General features: G+C 70.6%; 26 protein-coding genes. 13 read left to right on the forward strand and 13 right to left on the reverse strand.

Going from position 1 to position 23,177, the window contains the following annotated elements; all coding sequences use genetic code 11:
* Positions 1-10 precede the first annotated feature (10 nt).
* Complete coding sequence (locus REH65_RS29385) at positions 11-1,417, reverse strand: MFS transporter (protein ID WP_406689999.1); 1,407 nt, start codon at positions 1,415-1,417, stop codon at positions 11-13.
* An 88-nt stretch (positions 1,418-1,505) separates the two neighbouring features.
* Here REH65_RS29385 and REH65_RS29390 point away from each other — a divergent pair, with 88 nt between their 5' ends.
* From REH65_RS29390 to REH65_RS29400, 3 genes are all read left to right on the forward strand, one after another.
* Positions 1,506-2,141 carry a TetR/AcrR family transcriptional regulator gene (locus REH65_RS29390; RefSeq protein ID WP_406690000.1) on the forward strand — a complete coding sequence of 212 codons (636 nt, stop codon included), beginning with the start codon at positions 1,506-1,508 and terminating at the stop codon, positions 2,139-2,141.
* Positions 2,142-2,329: 188 nt separating this feature from the next.
* Complete coding sequence (locus REH65_RS29395) at positions 2,330-2,986, forward strand: YdcF family protein (protein ID WP_406690001.1); 657 nt, start codon at positions 2,330-2,332, stop codon at positions 2,984-2,986.
* 62 nt (positions 2,987-3,048) lie between these two features.
* On the forward strand, positions 3,049-3,369 hold the full coding sequence (locus REH65_RS29400) for a helix-turn-helix domain-containing protein (protein WP_406690002.1): 321 nt from the start codon (positions 3,049-3,051) through the stop codon (positions 3,367-3,369).
* 116 nt (positions 3,370-3,485) lie between these two features.
* Here the strand turns inward: REH65_RS29400 and REH65_RS29405 are convergent, their stop codons facing one another.
* From REH65_RS29405 to REH65_RS29420, 4 genes are all read right to left on the reverse strand, one after another.
* A complete protein-coding gene (locus tag REH65_RS29405; RefSeq protein ID WP_406690003.1) occupies positions 3,486-4,076 on the reverse strand; it encodes a ClpP family protease in 591 nt (196 codons plus the stop codon).
* The gene (locus REH65_RS29410; RefSeq protein ID WP_406690004.1) at positions 4,073-4,696 is read right to left on the reverse strand and encodes a ClpP family protease; all 624 of its coding nucleotides are present in this window, start codon (positions 4,694-4,696) and stop codon (positions 4,073-4,075) included. The genes REH65_RS29405 and REH65_RS29410 overlap by 4 nt, the downstream gene beginning before the upstream one ends.
* 63 nt (positions 4,697-4,759) lie before the next feature.
* Positions 4,760-5,089: a hypothetical protein gene (locus tag REH65_RS29415; RefSeq protein ID WP_406690005.1), complete on the reverse strand. Its 330-nt coding sequence runs from the start codon at positions 5,087-5,089 to the stop codon at positions 4,760-4,762.
* A gap of 128 nt (positions 5,090-5,217) precedes the next feature.
* Positions 5,218-5,388: a TetR family transcriptional regulator gene (locus REH65_RS29420; RefSeq protein WP_406690006.1), complete on the reverse strand. Its 171-nt coding sequence runs from the start codon at positions 5,386-5,388 to the stop codon at positions 5,218-5,220.
* Positions 5,389-5,474: 86 nt separating this feature from the next.
* Between REH65_RS29420 and REH65_RS29425 the strand changes: the two genes are divergently transcribed.
* The 4 genes from REH65_RS29425 to REH65_RS29440 are packed head-to-tail and all read left to right on the forward strand — an operon-like array spanning position 5,475 to position 9,786.
* The gene (locus tag REH65_RS29425; RefSeq protein ID WP_406690007.1) at positions 5,475-6,434 is read left to right on the forward strand and encodes an alpha/beta fold hydrolase; all 960 of its coding nucleotides are present in this window, start codon (positions 5,475-5,477) and stop codon (positions 6,432-6,434) included.
* Complete coding sequence (locus tag REH65_RS29430) at positions 6,431-7,618, forward strand: LLM class flavin-dependent oxidoreductase (protein WP_406690008.1); 1,188 nt, start codon at positions 6,431-6,433, stop codon at positions 7,616-7,618. Before REH65_RS29425 ends, REH65_RS29430 begins: the two co-directional genes overlap by 4 nt.
* On the forward strand, positions 7,618-8,619 hold the full coding sequence (locus tag REH65_RS29435; RefSeq protein WP_406690009.1) for a zinc-binding dehydrogenase: 1,002 nt from the start codon (positions 7,618-7,620) through the stop codon (positions 8,617-8,619). The genes REH65_RS29430 and REH65_RS29435 overlap by 1 nt, the downstream gene beginning before the upstream one ends.
* Complete coding sequence (locus REH65_RS29440) at positions 8,620-9,786, forward strand: acyl-CoA dehydrogenase family protein (protein WP_406690010.1); 1,167 nt, start codon at positions 8,620-8,622, stop codon at positions 9,784-9,786.
* An 83-nt stretch (positions 9,787-9,869) separates the two neighbouring features.
* Here REH65_RS29440 and REH65_RS29445 read toward each other — a convergent pair whose 3' ends face one another.
* From REH65_RS29445 to REH65_RS29455, 3 genes are read right to left on the reverse strand one after another with little or no spacing between them, the layout of a single operon-like run.
* The gene (locus REH65_RS29445) at positions 9,870-11,510 is read right to left on the reverse strand and encodes an AMP-binding protein (protein ID WP_406690011.1); all 1,641 of its coding nucleotides are present in this window, start codon (positions 11,508-11,510) and stop codon (positions 9,870-9,872) included.
* On the reverse strand, positions 11,507-12,205 hold the full coding sequence (locus REH65_RS29450; RefSeq protein WP_406690012.1) for an MFS transporter: 699 nt from the start codon (positions 12,203-12,205) through the stop codon (positions 11,507-11,509). Before REH65_RS29450 ends, REH65_RS29445 begins: the two co-directional genes overlap by 4 nt.
* Positions 12,196-12,726: an MFS transporter gene (locus REH65_RS29455; RefSeq protein WP_406690013.1), complete on the reverse strand. Its 531-nt coding sequence runs from the start codon at positions 12,724-12,726 to the stop codon at positions 12,196-12,198. Before REH65_RS29455 ends, REH65_RS29450 begins: the two co-directional genes overlap by 10 nt.
* Positions 12,727-12,910: 184 nt before the next feature.
* Here REH65_RS29455 and REH65_RS29460 point away from each other — a divergent pair, with 184 nt between their 5' ends.
* On the forward strand, positions 12,911-13,909 hold the full coding sequence (locus REH65_RS29460) for a hypothetical protein (protein ID WP_406690014.1): 999 nt from the start codon (positions 12,911-12,913) through the stop codon (positions 13,907-13,909).
* 69 nt (positions 13,910-13,978) lie between these two features.
* On the forward strand, positions 13,979-15,283 hold the full coding sequence (locus REH65_RS29465; RefSeq protein WP_406690015.1) for an MFS transporter: 1,305 nt from the start codon (positions 13,979-13,981) through the stop codon (positions 15,281-15,283).
* On the opposite strand, the gene REH65_RS29470 is transcribed toward REH65_RS29465, so the two are convergent.
* From REH65_RS29470 to REH65_RS29485, 4 genes are all read right to left on the reverse strand, one after another.
* Positions 15,273-15,797: a GtrA family protein gene (locus REH65_RS29470; RefSeq protein WP_406690016.1), complete on the reverse strand. Its 525-nt coding sequence runs from the start codon at positions 15,795-15,797 to the stop codon at positions 15,273-15,275. The genes REH65_RS29465 and REH65_RS29470 overlap by 11 nt on opposite strands.
* Positions 15,798-15,861: 64 nt before the next feature.
* The gene (locus REH65_RS29475) at positions 15,862-16,737 is read right to left on the reverse strand and encodes a crotonase/enoyl-CoA hydratase family protein (protein WP_406690017.1); all 876 of its coding nucleotides are present in this window, start codon (positions 16,735-16,737) and stop codon (positions 15,862-15,864) included.
* Between the two features lie 130 nt (positions 16,738-16,867).
* Positions 16,868-17,836 (reverse strand): SRPBCC family protein, encoded by a 969-nt coding sequence (locus REH65_RS29480; RefSeq protein ID WP_406690018.1) that lies wholly within the window; start codon positions 17,834-17,836, stop codon positions 16,868-16,870.
* Positions 17,829-18,365 carry a hypothetical protein gene (locus tag REH65_RS29485; RefSeq protein WP_406690019.1) on the reverse strand — a complete coding sequence of 179 codons (537 nt, stop codon included), beginning with the start codon at positions 18,363-18,365 and terminating at the stop codon, positions 17,829-17,831. Before REH65_RS29485 ends, REH65_RS29480 begins: the two co-directional genes overlap by 8 nt.
* A 305-nt stretch (positions 18,366-18,670) precedes the next feature.
* On the opposite strand from REH65_RS29485, the gene REH65_RS29490 reads away from it, so the two are divergent.
* Positions 18,671-19,696 carry a hypothetical protein gene (locus tag REH65_RS29490; RefSeq protein ID WP_406690020.1) on the forward strand — a complete coding sequence of 342 codons (1,026 nt, stop codon included), beginning with the start codon at positions 18,671-18,673 and terminating at the stop codon, positions 19,694-19,696.
* Positions 19,693-19,920: a hypothetical protein gene (locus REH65_RS29495; protein ID WP_406690021.1), complete on the forward strand. Its 228-nt coding sequence runs from the start codon at positions 19,693-19,695 to the stop codon at positions 19,918-19,920. Before REH65_RS29490 ends, REH65_RS29495 begins: the two co-directional genes overlap by 4 nt.
* A 6-nt stretch (positions 19,921-19,926) precedes the next feature.
* Here the strand turns inward: REH65_RS29495 and REH65_RS29500 are convergent, their stop codons facing one another.
* On the reverse strand, positions 19,927-20,721 hold the full coding sequence (locus REH65_RS29500; RefSeq protein WP_406690022.1) for a FadR/GntR family transcriptional regulator: 795 nt from the start codon (positions 20,719-20,721) through the stop codon (positions 19,927-19,929).
* Positions 20,722-20,839: 118 nt separating this feature from the next.
* Between REH65_RS29500 and REH65_RS29505 the strand changes: the two genes are divergently transcribed.
* Both REH65_RS29505 and REH65_RS29510 read left to right on the forward strand, forming a co-directional pair.
* Complete coding sequence (locus tag REH65_RS29505) at positions 20,840-21,664, forward strand: HpcH/HpaI aldolase/citrate lyase family protein (protein WP_406690023.1); 825 nt, start codon at positions 20,840-20,842, stop codon at positions 21,662-21,664.
* A gap of 127 nt (positions 21,665-21,791) precedes the next feature.
* Positions 21,792-23,174, forward strand: coding sequence for an MFS transporter (locus REH65_RS29510; protein WP_406690024.1), 1,383 nt, complete (start codon positions 21,792-21,794; stop codon positions 23,172-23,174).
* Positions 23,175-23,177 lie beyond the last annotated feature (3 nt).

The following is a 23,177-nucleotide window of genomic DNA, read 5'->3' on the forward strand; positions in this document are numbered from 1 at the left end:
TCTCTTCCCCTCAACTCGACAACTGCCGACGCGTCAGCGCGACGGCGAGCACAGTGGACAGACCGAACGCGATCGCGCAGACCGCGATCCAGCCGAAGACGCCCGAGCTCGAATTCCCCGCGGGCAGCGCGGTGGCCTGCAGCACGGCCGTCGCGGCGAAGTTGAACACCACGGACCCGACCGCCACCACGACCATGACCAGGCTCGACACCGTCGCCCGCCGGCTCGCCGGGGCGAGCTCGCCCGCCACGTTGAACCCCGAGGTGCCCAGCGCCCCGACCGTGAAACCCAGCAGCAGCGCGAAGACCGCGGCCACCGGGAACGAACTGACACCGGCGAGCATGCCGAGGCTGCCGATCGTCCCGAGCCCCACCGCGCCGGTCAGCGTCGGCACCGGACCGACGCGTCCCGCCAGCGCCCCGGCCAGCGGGCCGCCGATCATCACGCCGAGCGCCGGAGCGGCCAGCAGCGTCGCCAGCGAACCCTGACCGCCGAGCCCGTAGCCCAGCCCGAGGCTCAGCGGAACGTCTCCGACCTGCGGCAACAGCTGCAGCAGGCTCTGGTACGCCCCGGTCGCCAGCACCACGATCAGCAGGGTCAGCAGCAGCGGGCCGCCGAGCCCGCGCACGTCGATGAGCGGTTCGGCCTTGCGCCGCGAGGTGCTCCACCAGCCGGTGAGCGCCGCCGCACCGACGACGAGCAGCGAGACCGGGGCCGGGTGGAGCGGGCCGAGTTCGGATCCGAGGCTGATGCAGCTGAGCACGCCGATCAGTCCGGTGCCGAGGAGCGCGGCTCCGGCGAAGTCGATCCGGCCGGGCGTGGTGATCGCCGACTCGGACACCACCGCGCGCACGGTCAGCGCCATCGCCGCCGCGACCGCGCCCGAGATGACGAACAGGACCTGGAACCCGTTCTCGGCGGCCAGCTTCTCCGCGGCGAAGCGCGAAACGATGTTGAGCACGGCGGAACCGGACGTCACGATGCCGACCGCGACCATCGCCAGGCGGGGCGCGCAGACGTCGCGCACGATCGCCACGGTCAGGAACAGCGCCGCCACGGCCGAGCCTTGCAGCAACCGGCCCACCACGAACACCCACGTCGTCGGTGCCACCGCGCAGACCAGGGCTCCCGCGCAGCTGATCAGCAGCGTCAGCACCAGGACCTTGCGCTTGCCGTGGACGTCGGCGCTCTTGCCGAGCAGGGGAGCCCACATCGCACCGGCGAGCATCGCGCTGGCGTTGAGCCGGGCCGCCTGGTCGGTGCCGAAGTGGTCGAGCATCTGCGGGAGGACGATCAGCGGTGCGCTGATGGCGGTGTCGACCATGAAGTTCACCAGGACGAGCACCGACACCAGTCCGATGAGACGGCCGCTCCACGTGGTGTGGAGGGGTGTCTCGACCTCGTCGACGGTTGTCATCGTTCGCTCCTCGTGTCGCCGTGCTCGCTGCGGGACAAAAACTACACTACACGGTGTAGTATGGATTGCCTGGGAATAGGATGAGAACATGACGACTCCCAGGGCGGCCCCGCAGGCGGACGGTCGGCGCAAGCGGACCGAGATGAAGCGCGCGGCCATCCTGGACGCGGCGGAGGAGCTGTTCGTCTCCGACGGTTTCGAGGTGACCAGCGTCGATGCCATCGCAGCGCGGGCCGGCGTCTCCAAGCGCACCGTCTACGACCACTTCGGCGACAAGCGCGGGCTGTTCGTGGGCGTGCTGGAGCGCTCCGGCGAGGTGCTGCTGCGGACCATCCGCGCCGCCATCGGCGAGGAGCTGACCGAGGGGCGCGATCTCCGGGAGGCGCTGCACGCCTTCGCTCAGCGGGTCACCACCGAGACCTTCCCGTCGTCGGTCTACGTCAACTTCCGGCGCCTCAACGGTCAGAACCCGCCCGCTCCGCGGCTGCCCGACGGCCTCCACGACGAGCCGGAGCGCTCGCTGGAGGAGCGCTTCACCCGCTACGCCGACGCGGGTGCGCTGCGGCTCCGCGACCCCCGCCGCGCGGTCCAGCACTTCATCGCCCTGACCATGCGCCTGGCCCTCGACGTGCTCGACCAGACCCCCGACCTCGCCCGCGACACCGACGAGCTCCACGACCTCATCGCCGACGGGGTCGACGCCTTCCTCCGCGCCTACACGTGACCCCGGGGCCGCGTGACGGCAGTGACTGCACCCGACTCCGGGGGCTGCGTCGGGTCACCAGGGGACAGTTCTTCCTCGAATCACCCTGATCAATGTCCGTTATGTCCGGTCAATTCGAGGAAAAACCGTCCTCCTCCAGCACCCCCGCGCGGCGGAGCGGAGCAGCTGGAGCTCGATACAGTGCCGGGGTGGGAACCGATGAGCTGCCCGAGGAGTTGCGCGAGGACGCGCGGACGTTGTGGGACTACCACGACCTCCACCACGAGTTGCGGCGCTGCGACGTCGGCGTGGGGTTGGGCAGTCATGACCTCGGTGTTGCCGACCACGCGGTCGACCTCCACGCGGCCGGGTGGTTCCCGCTGATCGTGTTCACCGGCGCGAACGCGCCGACGACCGCTGAGCGATTCCCGCGCGGCGAGGCCGTCCACTACCGCGAGCACGCCCTGCGGCGCGGTGTGCCGGACGCCGACATCCTGGTCGAGCCGAACGCCACCAACACCGCCGAGAACATCGAGTTCACCCGAAAAGCCCTGGAACGCCGGGAAGTCCGGTCGATCCTGCTGGTGTCCAAGCCGTACCAGCAGCGACGCGCCCACGCCACGGCCGAGAAGGTCTGGCCGGAGGTCGACATCGTCTGCAGCTCCCAGCGCGCTCCGCTGGAGGACTACGTCCGCGCCATCGGCGACGCCGACCGCGTCCTGCACATGCTCGTCGGCGACACCCAGCGCATCACCCTCTACGCCGAGCGCGGCTTCGCCGTCGAGCAGCACGTCCCCGCCGACGTCGACGCCGCCTACCGCCGCCTGCGCGCCGCCGGCTACACGGACCGGCTCGCGCCGGAGTGATCCTGTTCCGCCGTCAGCAGAACGGCTCCGGTGGTGGGTGCGGGAGGTGTCAGGATGTGGGCATGGCGGACGTCGTGGACCTCCAGCGGAGGCGCAAGGCCCGGCCCGAGCCGTTGTGGCGCGAGGAGCTCGGCCGCAGCCTGCGCGCGGCGCGGGAGGAGCGCGGGGACCGGCTCGTCGACATCGCCGAGCGAGCCGGTGTGTCCCCGCAGTACCTCTCGGAGGTCGAACGGGGCCGCAAGGAACCGTCGAGCGAGATGATCGCCGCGATCACCGGCGCCCTCGGCATCGAGCTGCCGGACCTGCTCATCACCATCGCCGGTGACGTCCGCCGCGCCGCCCCGATCGCCCCGCCCTCCGGCCCGGTGCTCATGGCCGCCTAAGCGCTGTGAGGTATGCGGCGGAGCCGCATTCTCGTTCACCACCCTGGCAGCCGGCACCGCCGCAGGTTCTGCTACCCGCACCGCCGAGCAAGGTGATCCTCGAAGAGTTCCACCGCCTAGGCGCGTTCGTCCAGGACGTGGTCGGCGAGGCCGTAGGCGACGGCCTCCCGGGCGTCGAAGACGCGGTCGCGGTCGGTGTCGTGCCGCAGGGTCGCCGCGTCCCGTCCGGTGTGCTTCGACAGGATCTCCTCCAGCTGCGTGCGCACCCGGATCACCTCGTCGGCCTGCAGGATCAGGTCCGGGATGGCGCCCCGGCCCTGCGCGGCGGGCTGGTGCAGCACCACCCGCGTGTGCGGCAGCACCGCGCGGTGACCCGGTGCTCCGGCCGCGAGCAGGACGGCGCTGGCCGCGACCGCCTGGCCGACGCAGGTCGTGGCGACCGGGGCCTTGATGTAGCGGATGGTGTCGTAGAGCGCCAGCATCGCCGACGGATCGCCGCCCTCGGAGTTGATGTAGAGGTTGATCTCCCGATCCGGGCTGTCGGCCTCCAGGTGCAGCAGCTGCGCGATGAGCGCGTTCGCCACCCCGGAATCGATCGGCGTGCCCAGGTAGACGATGCGCTCGGCGAGCAGGTGCGAGTAGACGTCCATGATCCGCTCGGCACCGCCGTTGCGCGTGATCACGTTGGGGATCGTGTAGCTGCTCATGCCCGCACCCCCGTCTCGGCGCCCAGCCCCATCGGCGTGCGCGTCGGCATCACCTGGCCGAGCCCGTCGACGATGCGGTCGACGAACCCGTAGTCGCGGGCCTGCTCGCTGCTGAACCAGCGGTCGTGCAGCGAGTCGGCGAAGATCCGCTCCAGCGGCTGCCCGGTGTCCTCGGCGATGAGGCCGAGCACGGTGTCGCGGGTGTAGCGCAGGTCGTCGGCCTGCACCTCCACCTCGACGGCCGAGCCGCTGATCCCCGACGAGCCCTGGTGCATCAGGATCCGCGCGTGCGGCAGCGCGAACCGCTTGCCGGGGGTGCCCGCCGACAGCAGGAACTGCCCCGCGCTGCAGGCCAATCCGAGCGCGAGCGTGGAGATGTCGCAGGGCACCAGGCGCATCACGTCGCGGATCGCCAGCATCGACGGCACCGAGCCGCCGGGGGAGTGGATCCACAGCGCGATGTCCTTGGCGGGATCGGCGTGGGCCAGCGAGAGCATCTGGGTGATCAGCACGGTCCCGTTGTCGTCGTCGAGCGGGCCGTCGAGCACCAGAACCCGCTGGTCGTAGAACTTCTCGCGAAGCCGGTGGTCGAACATCGGCTGCCTGTCGTCATCGCTCATGCCCCGAGCCTGCCCCGGGAACCCCACCGCGCGAGCGCCGCGCTGCCGCCGGCGGATCTGCTCTCAGCAGCGCGGGAGGGTGCCCGCCTCGTCGGTCATGGCGGTGAACAGGGCGGTGGCGGTGTCGATGAGCTGCTCGCGGGTGACGGTGATGAGGCCGTTGAGCCAGGCGAGGAGGAGTTCGCTGAAGCCGCCTACCAGGATCGAGGCGGTGATCATGCTCAGCGTGTCGCCGGAACCGCCCGCGGCGTCCACGTGGCCGGCGATGATGAAGCCGGTCTCGACGCGGCGGCGGTTGAGCTTCTCGTTGCCCAGCGCCTCGACGTAGAGGACGCGTCCTCGGCGGTGGTCGGCGTCGATGAACTCCACCGTGGCGCGCACCAGCGCGCGCATCCGGCCGTGCTCGCCCGCGGCCTCGACGGCGTCGGTGACCTGCTCGCGCAGCTCGTCGATGAGCTGGTCGTAGAGGGCGATGACCAGGTCGTCGAGGTCGGTGAAGCTCTCGTAGAAGTAGCGCGGGTTCAGCCGCGCGCGGACTGGCAGATCGCGCGCACGGAGGTGCCCGACCAGCCCTCGGTGCCCAGCAGTTCGAGGGCGGCGTCGAGCAGCAGGGCGCGCCGGGCCGACACCCGGTCGGCGGCCGGAACGCCTGCCCAGCGGGTGGGTTTCGCGGAATCATCAGGTCTTGGCAACACGCGTTACCATAACGTATGTTTCTGGCAACGGCTGTTTCCAGTCATCCCGCCTCGTTCGCACGGCCAGGGCAAGGAGGCCCCGCATGCCCGAACGCACCCTCAGCTGCAACGGCGTGGACCTGCACGTCGTGGAACAAGGCTCCGGACCGCCGGTGATCTTCTCGCACGGCTTCCCGGAGCTGGCCTACTCGTGGCGGCACCAGCTGCCCGCCCTCGCGCGGGCCGGATACCGCGCGGTCGCGCCTGACCAGCGCGGATACGGTCGCTCCTCGCGACCGGAGAACATCGCCGACTACGACATCGAGCACCTCAGCGGCGACCTCATCGCACTGCTCGACGAGCTCGGCGAGGAGAAGGCGGTCTTCGTCGGCCACGACTGGGGCTCGATGGTCGTGTGGCAGACCGCGCTGCTGCACCCCGAGCGCGTCGCCGGGGTGTGCGGGATGAGCGTGCCGTTCACGCCGCGCCCGCCGGTCCCGCCGACCGAGGCGTTCCGGGCGCGCTACGGCAAGAACTTCTTCTACATCCTGTACTTCCAGGAACCCGGTGTCGCCGACGCCGAGCTCAACGCCCGGCCCGCGGAGACGATGCGGCGGATGCTCGCCGGTACCCGCGTCGAACCGGACCGGCCCGGCGGCATGGACGTCGCCGACGACGGGCGCGGATTCGTCGACCGCTTCCCCGAGATGACCGAACTGCCGTCCTGGCTGAGCCAGGACGAACTCGACTTCTACATCGGCGAGTTCACCCGAACCGGGTTCACCGGCGGGCTCAACTGGTACCGCAACTTCGACCGCAGCTGGGAGCGCACGCCGCAGCTGGCCGGGGCGAAGGTCGAGGTGCCCAGCTTCTTCATCGGCGGCACGGCCGACCCGGTGATCGCCATGACACCACCGTCCATCCAGGAGCCCTGGCTGTCCGACAGCCGCGGCAGCGTCCTCGTCGAGGGCGTCGGGCACTGGGTGCAGCAGGAGGCGCCCGAGGAGGTCAACACGGCCATCCTCGGATTCCTCGACTCGATCGGCTACCGGGAGAACGCATGAAAGAGCCGCTGAACTTCGGGGTCTTCTACGCGCCGTTCCACCCCATCGGCCAGGACCCGACGCTGGCGCTGGAGTACGACCTGGAGCGCGTCGAGGCGCTGGACCGCTTCGGCTTCGACGAAGCCTGGTTCGGCGAACACCACTCCGGCGGCTACGAGATCATCTCCTGCCCGGAGATCTTCATCGCCGCCGCCGCGCAGCGCACCCGCCGGATCCGGCTCGGCACCGGCGTCGTCTCGCTGCCGTACCACAACCCGTGGCTGCTGGCCGACCGGCTGGTCACCCTCGACCACCTCACGCGCGGCCGGCTCATCTTCGGCGCCGGGCCCGGGGCGCTGCCCACCGACGCCTACGTCCTGGGCATCGACCCGGTCGAGCAGCGGCGGATGATGGAGGAGTCGCTGGAGGCGATCCTCGCGCTGTTCCGCGGCGAGGAACCGGTGACCCGCAAGACCGACTGGTTCCAGCTCAACGAGGCGCGGCTGCAGGTCCAGCCGCACCAGTGGCCGCACCCGGAAGTCGCGGTGGCCGCAATGGTGTCGCCGTCGGGGCCCCGGCTGGCGGGCAAGTACGGGACCTCGCTGCTGTCGCTGTCGATGTCGGCCGCCAACGAGGGATTCGCCGCGATCGGCAAGGCCTGGGGCGTGGTCGAGGAGCAGGCGGCGAAGGCCGGGAACCCCGAACCCGACCGCGCGTCCTGGCGGGTGCTCGGCACCATGCACCTCGCCGAGACCCGCGAGCAGGCCATCGACGACTGCACCTACGGCCTGCAGGAGTTCGCCGGGTACTTCGGCGGCGGCGCCGGATTCGTGCCCCTGGCCGAGAACACCAACGGAAAACCCCAGAGCCGCAGGGAGTTCGTCGAGTCCTACGCCCAGTCCGACAGCGTCGTCATCGGCACCCCGGACGACGCCATCGACTACATCGAGGGCCTGCTGGACCAGGCCGGCGGCTTCGGCACGTTCCTGCTGCTCGGGCACGACTGGGCCTCGCCGGAGCGCACCCTCAACTCCTACCGGCTGTTCGCCCAGTACGTGATCCCGCACTTCAAGGGCCGGTTGGCGGCGCCGCGCGCCTCGCACGAGTGGGCCGTGGGCAAGCGCGAGGAGATCTTCGGCCGCGCCGGGGAAGCCGTGGTCAAGGCGCACAAGCAGCACGTCGCCGAGACCGAGGCGAGCCCCTGATGCGCGCGGCGGCGCTGAACTCCGGACGCCTCGTGGTCCGCGACGACGTTCCCGAGCCCGTTCCCGGGCCGGGGCAGGTGCTGGCGCAGGTCAGCGCGTGCGGGATCTGCGGATCGGACCTGCACTTCGCGAAGTTCGGCGACCAGATGCTCGCGCTCGGCGAGGAGATGGGCCGGCCCAGCGGGATCGACCTGGACCGCGACGTGTTCATGGGGCACGAGTTCGCCGCGGAGGTCCTGGAGGTGGGGACCGGCGTCGACACCGCCCGGGCCGGGGACCTGGTGACCTCGATACCGATCCTGCTCGGCGAGAGCGGGATGCAGCCGATCGTCTACTCCAACACCGTCGCCGCCGGGTACGGCGAGCGGCTGCTGCTGTCGGCGCCGCTGCTGCTGCCCGTGCCCAACGGGCTGCCCGCGCATCACGCGGCGCTGACCGAACCGATGGCCGTCGGGCTGCACGCGGTCAACAAGTCCGGCATCCAGGACGGCGAGAGCGCGCTGGTGCTGGGCTGCGGCCCGGTCGGGCTGTCGGTGATCGCGGCCCTGAAGGCGCGCGGGGTGGAGGAGGTCGTGGCCTCGGACCTGTCCCCGGCGCGCCGGGCGCTCGCGGGCACGCTCGGGGCCTCGCGCACCGTCGACCCTCGTGAGGAAAGCCCTTGGGAGGGCGGGAATCCCGTGGTGTTCGAGGCCATCGGCGTGCCCGGCATCCTCGACGACGTCCTCAAGCGCGCGCCGCGCGAGGCGCGCGTGGTCGTGGTCGGGGTGTGCATGGAGACCGACTCGATCAACCCCTACTTCGGGATCAGCAAGGAGCTCAGCGTCCGGTTCGCCCTCGGCTACAGCCCCGAGGAGTTCGCGACCTCGCTGCACAACATCGCCGAGGGCGTCATCGACGTCGGGCCGCTGGTGACCGCGAGGGTTCCCCTCGACGAGATCTCGTGGGCCTTCGACGCGCTCGGAAACCCGGAAGAGCACTGCAAAATCATCGTGGAGCCGTGAATGACCGACTGGACCGAGGTCGCCACCACCCTGGCCGCCGAGTTCGCCGAAACCGCCGCCGAGACCGATCGCTCCGGGCGGTTCCCGGTCGAGAACGTCGAGCGGATGAAGGAGGCGGGCTACCTCACCCTCACCGTGCCGGAGGAGTTCGGCGGCGGGGGCGCCGATCTGGAGACCGTCGTGCGCTGCCAGAACATCCTCGCGGGCGGGTGCGCGTCGACGGCGCTGGCGATCAACATGCACCTGTTCGGGCTCGGCGCGGCGGCCGAGGGCTGGCGCAACGGGGAGAAGGAGACCGGGCCGCTGTTCGAGATGGTCAGCGACGGCACGGTCGTCGGAGGCAGCCTCACCGACGCGGCCACCGGGCTCAACGTGCGCACGTCGTCGACCCCGGCCAGGCCCGTCGAGGGCGGTTACGTCGTCAGCGGGCGCAAGTCGTTCTGCTCGCTGGCGCCGGTGCTCGGGTTCTTCTGGGGCACCGCCGCCGACACCGAGACCGGCAGGCTGCTGCTGTTCGGGCTCACCCGCGACACGCCCGGACTGGAGTTCATCGACACCTGGGACACCATGTCGATGCGCGGAACCGGTTCGTGGGACGTCAAGTTCGACGAGGTGTTCGTGCCCGACGCGGCCGTGCAGCAGGGCGCGGATCCGGCCGAGGCGGCGTTGGTGTGGGACGCGGCGCGGGAGCGCGGGTTCGCGTGGTTCGCGCTCAACGTGGCCTCGATCTACCTGGGCGTGGCCCGCGCTGCGGTGCGCTACGCCTACCACCACGTCACGAGCAGGACGGTGACGGGCGCGTCGCTGCCGATGTCGCGGCAGCCCGCGCAGGTCTTCAACGCCGCCGAGATCGAACTCCTGCTGCGCCCGGCCGAAGCCCTGGTCTCCGACGGCCTGCGCCGCCGCGCGGAGACCGGCATGCTCAGCCCGCTGGAGCTCAACACCATCAAGCACACCGCAGTCAACGCCGCCGACGCGGCGGTGGACCGCTGCGTCCGGATGACCGGCGGCCACGGGATCTTCCGCAAGCTGCCGCTGGAGCGCTACTACCGCGACGTCCGGGCGGGCCAGTTCCACCCGCCGAACAACGACGTCGCCCTGGAAACCATCGGCAAGTCGGCCCTCGGCATCGACCCCACCGCAGAACCCCGGTGGCCGATGGACTGAGGCCCGGAGCGCCACGGGGGTGGGGGTCGGCAGTCGGACAGTTTTAGCCATAATTGACCGGACATAACGGACATGATCATGGGTCAATTATGGCTAAAACTGTCTCCGGTCTCACCCCGAGGCGCCGCACCCGTGCGCCCAGCCGTGACGAAGCCCCGCTCCCACGCGTCGCGGCGTTCCGGGGTGAGGGGGTGGTAGCTCGGGGCCGGGCCCTGGCGGAAGTAGACGGGGTCGTCGGTTCTCCAGGCTGTTTGGCGGAGCGGGATTCTGGCCGTCTTGTTGCTGGCCGTCGTGGGGAGTTCCGGGGTGATGCGGACGAAGCGGGGGAGCCACTTGGTGCCGAGGTCGGGCTGTTCGGCGAGGAAGGCCGCGAAAGCGTCCGGGTCGAAGTCGGAGCGGAGCTGGAGGGCGGCCATGACCTGGTCTCCGGTGATGGGGTCCGGGACCGGGTAGACCGCGACCGCCTCGACCGGGTCCCAGCGTTGCAGGATGCGCTCGACCGAGGCCGCGGCGAAGTTCTCGCCGTCGACGCGCAGCCAGTCGGCGGTGCGCCCGGCGAAGTAGAAGAACCCGTCGGCGTCGCGGTAGGCGAGGTCGCCGGTCCAGAAGTCGTCCCCGCGCACGCGCTCGGCCTGCGCTTCCGGGTTGTTGTAGTAGCCCTCGAACGCCGCCGCGCCGCCGATCGCCACGATCTGCCCGACCGCCTCCTCGGCGTTGACCAGAACTCCGCTCTCGTCGAATTCCGCCGGCGCGCACTCGGTTCCGGTGTCCTGCCGCAGCACCCGCACGTCGGCGCCGCCGACCGGCAGGCCCAGCGAGTCCGGGGGAGCGGCGGGAGTCCGGTTGATCCGCAGGACGCCCTCGCTCATCCCGTAGCCCTCGGACACCCGGCAGCCGAACCGCTCGGCGAAGCGCTCCGCCTCCACCGGCGACGCCTCGGTGCCCACGGCGAGCCGCAACGCGCTGTCCCGGTCCTCGGCTCGCTCGGGCTGGGCGAGCACGTAGGACAGCATGCGGCCCACGTAGTTGACGAACGTGACGCCGTAGCGGTGGACGTCGCGGGCGAATCCCGATGCGGAGAACTTCCGCGCCAGCACCACGGTCGATCCGACGTGCATCGCGGGCGCGAGGTTCATCATCGCCGAATTCCCGTGGAACAGCGGCATGCACAGGTAGGACACCGAATCCCGGGTCAGCTCGGTGCGCGCGGCCAGCGACTCCGCCAGCGCCCCCAGCCGACCGTTCGAGCAGATCACCGCCTTCGGAGCCCCGGTCGAGCCGGAGCTGAACAGCAGCAGCAACGTCCGGTCCGCGTCGGGCACCCGCGAGGGGAGCTCCTCGTCGCGCAGGTCCAGATCGCCGTCGACGTCGAGCACCGGCACCCCGTGGTCGACCCCGTCGAGCAACCCGGCGAGCCGCTCCTCGGTGACGAGGAGATCGCAGTCGGTGTGCCGGATGTCGCGGGCGAGCCCGGCCCCGCGCCGGGTCGGGTTGATCCCGACCACCACCGCGCCCTCCAGGGCCGCGGCCACGATCCAGAACACGTAGTCCGGCACGTTCTCCAGCAGCACCCCGACGTGCCGCGCGCCGAGGCGGCGCAGCAGACCGGCCCGGCTCGCCCCCTCGGCGACCACCTGCGCCCAGCTCCACGACCGGTCTCCGAAGCGCAGCCCGGTCTTCGAGTCGCGGGCCCGCGCGAGCACGATCTCCGCGAACGTGCTCACTCGCCCAGGTCCCGACCTCGGGTCTCGGAGATCAGCAGCACCGAGACGATCGAAATCCCCACCGCCGCAACGATGATGCAGCTCAGCGGCAGGCTCGACCCGCCGCTCCCGGCCACCATCGCGGCGGCGATCATCGGCGTGAACCCGGCGCCCAGCAGGCTCGCCATCTGGTAGCCCAGCGACACGCCGGTGTAGCGGACGCGGGTGCCGAACATCTCCGAGAGCATCGGCGCGAGCGGCGCGTACATGAGGTTCTGGAAGACCTGCGCGATCACCAGCGCCGCGATCATCGCGGGCACCGTCCGCATCCCCAGCAGCGCGTACATCGGGAACGCGAACAGCACCGCGCCCGCTGCCCCGATCAGCAGCACCCGCCGGCGCCCGATGCGGTCCGACAGCGCGGAGAACAGCGGGATCCCGATCAACCCGGTCAGGCTGATCAGCAGGTGCGCCCGCATGATGTCCGGCAGGTCGTAGCCGAGGCCCTTGGCGTAGGCGACGCTGTGCGACCCGATCAGCGCGGTCATCGCGAACGGCCCGATCCCGGCCGCGCACGCCAGCAGCACCGCGCGAGGCTTGCGCAGCACCTGGAGCAGCGGAACCTGCTCGCGCTCAACGCCTTTCTCCAGAGCCTGCCGGAACAGCGGGCTCTCGACCACGCTCAGCCGCACGTACAGCCCGATGATCAGCAGCACGGCGCTGGCCAGGAACGGAACCCCCAGCCCCAGGACGTGAAGTCCTCCCGGGGCAGCAGCGTCACCAGCGCCACCGCGCCGTTGGACAGCAGCGAGCCCAGCGGTGAACCCGCCTGCATGATCCCCGCCCAGGTGCCGCGACGCCGCGCGTCGGCGTGCTCGATGACCATCAGCGCGGCCCCGCCGTACTCGCCGCCGACGGCGATGCCCTGCACGCAACGCAGCAGCACGAGCAGCACCGGCGCGGTCAGTCCGATGGAGGAGTAGGTGGGCAGCACGCCGATGAGCACGCTCGCCACACCCATCAGCACCATGCTCGTGACCAGCGCCGACTTGCGCCCGATGCGGTCGCCGAAGTGGCCGAACAGCAACCCGCCCAACGGCCGTGCGACGTACCCGGCGGCGAGCGTCCCGAACGCGGCGATGGTCGACACCGCGGGGTTCGACCCGGGGAAGTACAGCGTCCCGAAGACCAGCGCGGCCATCGTGGAGTACAGCAGGAAGTCGTAGTACTCGATCACGGCCCCAGCAGCCCGGACAGGGCCACCTTCCGCACCTGACGCCGATCCACCACCTCGGCAGCGACCACCGCCAACACCTCCCCGAACCAAGCGCTTGCTGGGCAAGCTACGTCCAGGATCACACCAGGTCAAGAACGGACGATCGAACCGAAACCGGCCCGCGTGCGGGATGATGGTGCGCGTGGTGAACAGCGCGCGGGTTGTGCTCGGTGCGGGGGTGGTGGTGAGCCTGGTGCTCACCGCGGCCGTGTGGGCCGGTGGGTTCTGGCTCGGGGACGTGCGGTTATCACCTGATCAAGGTGCTTCCTGGTACTACTGGAAGCTGCCCGAGCCGACCTTCTGGACCAGGGCTTCGGCGTGGGCCGGGTACGCGGCGCACCAGCTCGTCGGGTGGGGGCTGATCTACTACGCGCAGCGGCACGTGCGCCGCTACACCGGCGGCCTGCACCCGGTGAACGTGGTCGCGCTGATCGCCCACCTCGGGTTCATCGCGCTGCACGAGGTGCAGACGCAGGTGTTCTACGACGGTCTCGCGCAGGACGTTTCGATCTTCTCCTCGCAGGGCTCGGTGATCCTGCTGCTGATCGTCGTGCTGATCATGGAGAACCGCCGTCGCGGGATGTTCTTCGGCCGCCCGGCGCCGATCTCGGCGGAGATCACCCGCTTCTTCCGCGAGTACCACGGGTACCTGTTCAGCTGGGCCGCGATCTACACCTTCTGGTACCACCCGATGGAGACCACCAGCGGGCACCTGATCGGCTTCGCCTACATGTTCCTGCTGCTGTTGCAGGGCAGCCTGTTCTTCACCCGCGCGCACACCGACCGCTGGTGGACGCTGACCCTCGAACTGCTCGTGGCCGTGCACGGAACGCTGGTGGCGGTGATGAACTCCGGGCCGGACGGCATGTGGCCGATGTTCCTGTTCGGCTTCCTCGGCGTCTTCGTGATCACCCAGATGCACGGTCTGGGGCTGTCCCGGACCGTCCGCTGGGTGCTGGCCGCGCTCTACCTCGCCGCTGCGGTCGCGGTGTACTCCGGGCGGTCGCTGCTCGGCCTGAACGAGATCGTCCGCATCCCGCTCATCGAGTACCTCGTGGTGGCCGTTCTGGCGCTGCTGACCTGGGTGGTGCTGCGCCTGGTGCGCCGGCGGAAGCGAGAATTCGTCGGAAATGTGCACGGGTAGGTCTCGACCTGGGGCGGTGTCCCGGCTAAACAGGCAGTCGACACTACGACCGAACAACGAGGTTCAGCCATGTCGGACTCGCCACCGCGCGTCAGCCGTACCCGCGATGAGCGGCGGTTGCTCGCCAGCACGCTCGTCGGGACGACCATCGAGTGGTACGACTTCTTCATCTACGCGCAGGCCGCGAGCCTGGTGTTCGCGCCGCACTTCTTCGCGCCGCTGAGCCAGGACGCGCCGGGCGTGGCCAGCCTGCTGTCGCTGGCGACCATCGGGATCAGCTTCCTGTTCCGGCCGCTGGGCGCGGTGATCGCCGGGCGGTTCGGCGACCGGCTCGGGCGCAAGGCCATGCTCGTGATGACGCTGATCATGATGGGGTCGGCCACCGCCCTGATCGGCCTGCTGCCGACCTACGCCCAGATCGGGGTCGGGGCGCCGATCCTGCTGATCGTGCTGCGCGTCGTGCAGGGCTTCTCCGCAGGTGGTGAGTGGGGCGGCGCGGCGCTGATGGCCGTCGAGCACGCGCCGCGCGGCAAGCGGGGCTACTTCGGCGCCTACCCGCAGACCGGGGTGCCGCTGGGGCTGATCCTGGCGACCGGTGTGCTGTGGGTGATCAGCTCGTCGACCAGCGAGGAGCAGTTCAACTCCTGGGGCTGGCGGATCCCGTTCCTGCTGTCCGTCGTGCTCATCGTGTTCGGCTACCTGGTGCGCCGACTGGTCGAGGAGAGCCCGGTGTTCCAGGAGATGCTGGAGCGCAAGGCCCACTCCTCGGCGCCGCTGAGCGAGCTGTTCCGCACCAACACGCGCAACGTCGTGCTCTCGGCGCTGATCTTCGTCGCCAACAACGCGGCCGGCTACCTGGTCATCGCCTACTTCCTCAGCTACGGCAAGACGCTGGGCCTCGCGCGGCCGACGGTGCTGCTCGCGACGATCGTCGGCGCCGTCGGCTGGCTGGTGTTCACCATCTACGCGGGAGCGCTGTCCGACCGGATCGGGCGGGTGCGGACATTCCAGATCGGCTACGCGGCGGTGTTCGCGTGGATGCTGCCGATGTTCCTGATGATGGAGACCGGCTCCGGCGTCATGTTCGCGCTGGCCATCGTGGTGCTGTCGTTCGGCATCGGGCTCTCCTACGGTCCGATGTCGGCGATGTACGCGGAGATGTTCCCGGCGAAGGTGCGCTACTCCGGCGTCTCGATCGGCTACGCCTTCGGCGCCATCCTCGGCGGGGCGTTCGCGCCCACGATCGCCGAAGCCCTCACCCAGGCCACCGGCAGCGCTTACGCCGTCGGCGCCTACATCATGGTGCTCAGCGTCATCTCCCTCCTCGCGGCCACCGCGGTCCGCGAGCCCCGGGACACCGACCTCAGCGCGTGACGACCTGCGCTTCGGCCCGGCCGGGCGCCTCCACATCGGACCGGCGAAAGGCGAAGACCCAGAGCCGCATTGCGAGGAATCTGGTGGTGCCGCCGAGGAGGGCCATCGCCGTGACGGCGGTGGCCTCGGCGGTGCTGGACGGGTCGGCGACGGCCAGGCCCAGCAGCCAGAGAGCGACCTGGTTCGAGGCGCAGTAGAAGCCGAACGTCGCCAGCGTCTGCAGGTGCATCCGCATCGGGTGCTCGTCGCGACCGGCGAACACCCAGCGGCGGTGCGCCAGGCTGCTGGCGATCGTGGTGATCAGCACCGAGAGCACGTTGGCGAACCCGGCGCTGAACGTGCCGCGCAGCAGCACGTACAGCGCCGCGTTGCCCAGCGTGGTGGCCGCGCCGATCCCCGTGAACAGCGCGGCCTGGCCGACGACGTGGCCGCGGAGCTCCCCCGAGAGCTCCGCGACACGCCTGGTGAGACCACCCATGATCCGCCTTCCCACGCTCTCCCCGACTGCGCTCACCAAGTTAGGCGGGAAGTGCGCGTGCTCGCGGTGAACGAGCTGGGAAGAACCTGGGAACGTTCGATCAGCGGTGCATCCACTCGTCGTAGAAGGCGGGAAGCTCCGAGGCCCGTCCCTGGAACTCGGCGTCCCGTTTCTCGGTGAAGGCCGCGACGCCTTCCTTGCCGTCGCCGACGCTGGTGTGGAACATCGCCAGCGAGTCGATCCGGTGCGCCTCGCGGGGGTGGTCGTAGGCGCTGTTGCGGCGCATCATCTGCCTGGTCAGGGCCGTGGCCACCGGCGACTTGCCCTTCGTCCAGGCGTCCGCGAGGTCCATTGCGGCCCGCAGCAGCTCGTCGGGCTCGTGGACCGAGTTGGCCAGGCCGATCTCGGCGGTCGCGGCGGCGTCGAGGATGTCGGCGCGGTAGACGAGGTCCAGGGCCCGGGGCATGCCGACGATGCGCGGCAGGAACCACGTCGACGCGGCCTCGGGCACGATCCCGAGCCGCCCGAAGACCAGGCCGAACCGGGCCTTGCTCGACACCAGGCGCGCGTCCATCGCCAGCGTCATCGTCGCCCCGATGCCGACGGCGGCGCCGTTGATGGCGGCGATGACGGGCTTGCGGCAGTCGTGGATGGCCAGCGTCACCCGCCCGCCGGTGTCGCGGACGCGGCTCAGCTCGGGGGAGGAGAGGTCGTCCATGTCGGCCAGCGTCGGCGACTTCGACTCGTCGAGCCCGAAGACGTTGCCCTCGCTGCTGAGATCCATCCCGGCGCAGAACGCGCGCCCCTCGCCGGTGACGACCACGGCGCGGATCGAGTCGTCGTCGTTGACCTGGACGAACGTTCGCTCCAGCTCGTCGGCCATGGTGGGGGTGAAGGCGTTGAGCTGGTCGGGACGGTCGAGCGTGACGACGAGTACCCCGTCGGTGACGTCGTGCCGGATGGTGCTCGTTTCCACACTCGTCTCCTCGTGCTGCGCAGGCGTGACGTCAACGATGTTGACACAGCCCCGAGGTCGGTCGCCGTGGTCCCGATCACGCGACCGCGCCCCGCATCGGGCGGGGCGCAGTCGCAGCGGTGGAGCGGGGTCACTTCGAGCGGGAGGTCTGAGCGGGCACGCGCCGCTCGGGCTCCTCCTCGTCCTGCTCCTCGTCCTCGTAGTCGGTGTCCTCCTGGCCCTGCTCTTCCTGGTCCTGTTCTGCCTGGTCTTCTTCCGGGCCCCGGTCCTCCTCGTCGAGCGCTTCCTCGTGGGTCTTGACGACCTCCTCGTCGCGGATCTCGCCGCGCCAGCCCTCGACCTCCTCCTGTTCGAGGATCGTGCTGGTCATCATGTGCCGCTTGATGTGCTTGAAGTCGGAGCGCACGCGTCGGCCCTGGGCCCGCCAGAGGTTGGCGGTCTTCTCGAAGAAGCCCTGCGGGTAGTACTCCAGGACCAGCAGGATCCGCGTCATGGTGGGCGCGAGTTCGTGGAAGGTCACCGCGCCGTCGACGTAGCCCTTGGCGCCGGTCGACTTCCACACGATCCGCTCGTCCGGGACCTGCTCGATGATGGTGGACTCCCAGTCGCGGTGGGAGAAGAAGATCTGGGCGCGCCAGGAGATCGTCTCGTCGGACTCCTGCTCGACCTTCTCCACCTTCCTGGTGAAGCCGGGGAAGTCCTCGAAGCGGGTCCACTGGTCGTAGGCGACGCGCAGCGGAAGGCCGACGTCGACCTCCTCGATGATGTTGACCACCTTCGAGCCCCCGCTGCCACCGCCACCACCGTTACCGCCACCGACAGCCTTCTTGACCTTGTCCTTCACCCCGGCCATCCCGGCGCTGAGCGCGGAGGTGACCGGTGATTTGCCCTCGGCGAGGTCCTTGGCGCCGGTCAGCGCCGCGGTCAGCCCGGACCCGCCGTTGTCGGCGACACCGGTGAGCTTGTCGGTGAGTCCGGTGACCTTGCCGGTGACCGAGCCGACGGCGCGGGAGACGACCGCTTCGAGCAGTTCCTGCCCGGCGTCCTTGAGGTGATCGAGCGGCAGGTCGTCCTTCAGGGTCTTCTCGCGCTCAGCCATCGTTCCCACCCGACCTGCTGGACGAGGACGCGGCGGCCTTCTTGCGCGGGGCGGTCGAGGCGGCGCGCGGCGCGGACGGCTTGCGCGGCGGACGAGCGGACTTCGCCGCCGAGGTTCGCTCCTGCTTCTCGCCGCTCGGCTGTTCCTGATCCGAACCGGACTTGTCTTGCTCGGAACCGGACTCGTCCTGCTCCGAAGAAGTCGATTTCGTTCCCTCCTCCTCGGATTCCGAAGAATCCGACTGCGGGGAGCGGATCTTCGCGGCGCGTTCGGAGAGGTTGTCGCCCAGGGAGTCGAGCTTGCTGCTCGCCGCGGCGACGGCTGCCGTCTTGGCCGCGTCGACGAGGCGGTCGCGGAGCTCGCCCGACGGGGAGAGGGTGTCGCCGGCCTTGGCCAGCAGTTCCTTGGGATCTCCCATGCGGCGCCCGAGAACGACCCCGCCGACCATGAGGGCCAGCTTCATCCGGCGACTGCGACCGAGGGCGTACCCGATCGCCACCGCCGTCGCGATCTGAGGTCCCTGTTTCATCCCGACCTCCTGCTGGAGCGATGGAATCCGCTGACCGCGAAGCGCGGTCCAGTCAGACCTACCCCCGGACGAGCGCGTCCACACATCGAGTTCACTGATCGTCCGCAGAGCGGCGAGCGCGGCGTTGTCCCTGGTGGCACGCGTCAGCGGTGTGATGCGTTTGCATCCGGTGCAGGGAGCCGAACCTAGGGGCGCAGCAACGCGACGGGTAGGGACGAAGTTCTCTTCTCCGCCGGCGGCCCCATCGACTAAGGCTGGAGCTAGCGCAGGGCGCCTGCCGACCGCGGGAACGGGGGGATTCGACGATGGCGGACAGGGACGAGCGACTCGAGGACGAGGGCGTCAACGGGGAGCTGGTGGAATCCGGCGTCGAGGGGGAGCGGGTGTCGAGCTCGCCCGATGGGTCCGGCTCGCCCGGTGGGTACAGCTCGAACGACGAGCACCCGGACGTATACCTCGACATTCCCGTGGTGAAGGTCGAGGAGATCAGCCTGGAGGTGGAGAACCTCCGCGCGCGGGTTTCGCTGCAGGCCGAGGTTCTCGACCTCCTCAAGCTCAACGTAGGTGTGGACGCCCTACTCGGCCGCGTGGCGCTGCAGATCAAGGGCGTGGAGGCGCAGGCCCACCTCGACGTCCGCCTGGACAACGTCGCCAAGGTCCTCGACCGGGTTCTGACGACCATCGACCGCAACCCGCAGATCCTGGAGAACCTCACGCAGAGCCTCGGACGCGCGGTGGAGGACGTCGGTGAAGGCGCCGGATCGGCGGTCAAGGACGTGGGCGCGGGCGCGGGCGAAGCCGTCGAGGACGTGGGCGAAGGCGCGGGCTCGGCGGTCAAGGAGGTCGGCGCCGGGGCCGGCAGCGCGGTGGAGAGCGTCGGCGAGGGCGCCGGGTCGGCGGTAGAGGACGTCGGTGAAGGTGCCGGGTCGGCGGTCAAGGACGTGGGCGAGGGTGCCGGGTCGGCGGTGGAGAACGTGGGTGAGGGCGCTGGGAGTGCGGTGGAGAACGTGGGCGAGGGCGCCGGGTCGGCGGTGGAGGACGTCGGTGAAGGTGCCGGGAGCGCGGTGGAGGACGTCGGTTCCGGTGCCGGTGACGCGGTCGAGAGCACGGGTGAGGCGGTCGAGCAGGTCGGCAGCGGCGCGGGCGAAGCCGTCGAGGACGTGGGCGACACCGTCGAAGACGTCGGGCAGGGCGCGCGCGAGGTGGTCGGGAGCGACGACGACTCCGATCAGCCCCGAAAGCGCCGGGCAGCAGCCGATTCCGAGCGCAGGACCAGGCGCACCAGTCGCGACAGCACCTCCCGGTCGTCCAGGAGGGAGCGCCGCCGATGACGTCCGAAGACCCGGACATCACCTTCACCAGCACCGTCCGCGCGGAGGAGATGACGTTCCTCGAAGCACCCGACACCCGAGTCGACTTCACCGGTGACGCCGCCGACCGGTCGACTTCCGGCAGCGACCGCACGAACCTCCCGCGCCCGGTCGCGGAGAACACGACCTACCACGACGTCCGGGTCGACTACCGGATCCGGGCCCACCTCGACCCGGAGACCTGACCCGGCTCAGTCCTGCGTCGAGCCGCGCCAGGTCTCGGTGTAGAGGTCCTTGAGGTCGAGGAGGTGGTCGCGCATCAGGGACTCGGCCTCGGCGGCTTCGCCGCGGGCGATGTGGTCGGTGATGGCGACGTGGCAGGAGTCGACCTGGTCCCACTGCTCCGGGGCGACCGAGGCGCGGTCGAGACGGGTGCGCAGGACGTCGCTGACGGGCTGGCCCATCATCGTCAGCATCAGGTTCCCGGTGGCCATGAGGATCATGGTGTGGAAGTCCATGTGCGTGACGAATCCGCTGGGATCGCGGGAATCGCGCGGGGCTTCGGCCGCGGCGCGCAGCGCCTCGACGGTGTCGGCGTCGGCGCGCTGGGCGGCCAGCCGGGCCGCGGCGGGCTCCAGCAGCAGGCGCGCTTCGAGGAGGTCGCCGATGCCCATCTGCGGGGTGGTGACGAGGACGCCGAGCATGCCGCCGAGATCGTCGACGAGCTTGGTGGGTTCGGGTGCGGCGACGAACGATCCGCCCTGCACGCCGCGCCGGGTCTCGATGAGGTGCTGGCTGGCGAGGGCGCGCAGCGCTTCGCGGACGGTGGAGCGGCTGACGCCGAACATGCCGGTCAGCTCGGACTCGGACGGCAGCCGCGAGCCGGGTTCGAGGGTGCCGCGCATGATCTGGGAGCGGAGCTCGTCGGCGACCTGCCGGTAGGCGGGCCGCACCTTCTGCACCCGCAGGTTCGCGCGCGGGGCGCTCCGGGGCGTCTCGTCGGCGGCGTCGGTGGCGGTGCCCCGACGGTCCGGGTTCGAGCTCATCTGTTCACGCTCCGGAGTGCTCCTCGTGGTGCCGCGACCGCGTCGCGACCCTGCCTGCCATTGCATCGTATCCCCGCACGGCTACCCCGAGCGGGATTGTTGTGCAAAAGTCTGATGTATGAGTGAGAAATCTCTGATCGGTGCCCGCAGCATCCTGTTCGTCCCCGGTGACCGCCCTGACCGGTTCGGCAAGGCCGTCGCGACCGGCGCGGACTACGTGGTCCTGGACCTGGAGGACGCGGTCGCGCCCGAGTCCAAACCGGACGCCCGACGGGCCGTGTCGGACTGGCTGAAGACCGCGCCGCCGAACGTGATCGTGCGGGTCAACCCGCCCGCGACCCCGTGGTACGCCGAGGACGTGGCGGCGGTGCCCGGCGTCCCGGTGATGCTCCCGAAGGCCCAGGACCCCGCGGAGGTCGCCGCGCTGGCCGCCGAGCTCGGACCGAACCCGCAGATCATCCCGCTGGTCGAAACCGCGCTCGGGATCCACCGGGCCACCGAGGTCTGCGCCGCGGCGGGGGTGGTCCGGCCCGCGTTCGGCAGCGTCGACCTGGCCGCCGAGCTGGGCGTGGACCCGGCCGACAACGAGGCCCTGCGCTACGCCCGCTCCGCGCTGGTGCTGGCCGCGCGGGCGGCCGGGGCGGGGGCGCCGATCGACGGCGTCACCACCGCCGTGCGCGACGACGGGACCTTGCTGGCCGACTCCGCGCACGCGCTCTCGCTCGGCTGCACCGCCAAGCTCTGCATCCACCCGGCGCAGGTCGAGCCGGTCTCGCGGGCCTTCGCTCCCACCGCCGGCGAGGTCGAGTGGGCCAGGAAAGTGCTGGTCGCGGCGGGTGCCGGGGGAGTGGCGGTGCTCGACGGCAAGCTCATCGACCGCCCGGTCGAGCTGCGGGCGCGGGCGATCCTGCTGCGCGCCGGCGAGTCCGATTTTCCGCGGTGAACCCTTGCGGTTCTAAATGTCTGATGATTAGTGTCCGGGGTGTGGCCGGGACCACCCGGTCGCCCCGCGAACCACCGGCGCGGGGCCCGAGGAGCGCGCAGCGCAGCGCGCCGGAGGGAGCACGACAATGGCGTCTCTACCGTCCGAACCCGGCACCGGCGCGGCACCGCCGACGACCGCCGACCTCACCGCCCGCCTGGACCGCATCCCGGTCGTCACCCCGCAGCACCACCGCTGGGCCTGGCTGCTGGGCTCGCTGTTCGTCTTCGACCTGGTCGACCTGAACTCCTTCGCCTTCGCCGCCCCGGCCCTGCGCGCCGAGTGGGGCCTGTCGATCGGCGCCGTCGGCGCGATCACCTCCGCCGGGTTCGTCGGCATGTTCGTCGGCGCCATCGTCGGCGGCCGGCTCTCCGACCGGATCGGACGTCGTCCCGTGCTCATCGGCGCGGTGTTCTCCTACTCGCTGTTCTCGCTGCTGAGCGCCTTCGCGGTCGGACCGTGGTCCCTCGGAATCCTGCGCGTCCTCACCGGTTTCGGCCTGCAGGCCATGACCGGCGTGCTGCTGGTGTGGGTCAGCGAGATGTTCCCGCGCGCCCACCGCGGCCGCTGGCAGGCGCTGCTGCTGGCCATCGGCCTGGCCGGAGTTCCGATCGCGGCCTGGGCCGCGCGCCTGCTGGTGCCGCTGGGAGAGGGCGGCTGGCGGTGGATCTTCGTGATCGGCGCGCTGGGCGCGATCGCCGGTGTCATCGCGCTGAAGGTGCTGCCGGAGTCGGTGCGCTGGCGCGCCGCCCACGGCCTCACCGGCGGTGAGGACGCCCTGGTCGCCAAGCTGGAGGCCCAGGCCGAGAAGCGCACCGGCGAACCGCTGCCGGAACCCGTCGCCGAGAAGCCCGTCGTCGCGGGCAAGGTCGGCGAACTGCTGCGCGGCGCCACCCTGCGCAAGACGATCGTGGCCGCGCTGGCCTGCGTGTTCCTGATCCTGTCGTTCTACGGCTTCAGCTCGTGGGTCCCGACGCTGCTGGTCGAGCGCGGCTACACCACCGCGCAGAGCCTGACGTTCTCCTCGATCCTGGCGATCGCCGCGGTGCCCGGCGCGCTGCTGGCGATGCCGATCATCGACCGCTTCGAGCGCAAGACCGTCATCTTCGGGCTGCAGGTCGCGGTCGCCGTCCTGCTGCTGCTGTTCGGCCTGATCCCGCACTCGGCCGCCATCCTGATCTGCGGTTTCGGTGCCGCGATGCTGATGCAGACCGGTGTCGCCACGCTCTACACCTACATCGCCGAGGTCTTCCCGCTGCACCTGCGCGGACTCGGATCCGGCATCGCCAACGGTTCCGGGCGGCTGGCCGGTGTGGTCGGCGGACTGCTGGTCGCGGGCCTGTACTCCGGCCTCGGGCTGCCCGCCGTCTACGTCTACCTCGCCATCGCCGCACTGGCGATGGGCCTGGTGATGCTGCTGTTCGGCGAGCGCACCACCAACCGCCGACTGGAAGAGATCGAACGCGCCTGAGCG

The organism is Saccharopolyspora sp. ID03-671, from assembly GCF_045278815.1.
GTDB classification, from domain to species: Bacteria; Actinomycetota; Actinomycetes; order Mycobacteriales; family Pseudonocardiaceae; genus Saccharopolyspora; species Saccharopolyspora ipomoeae.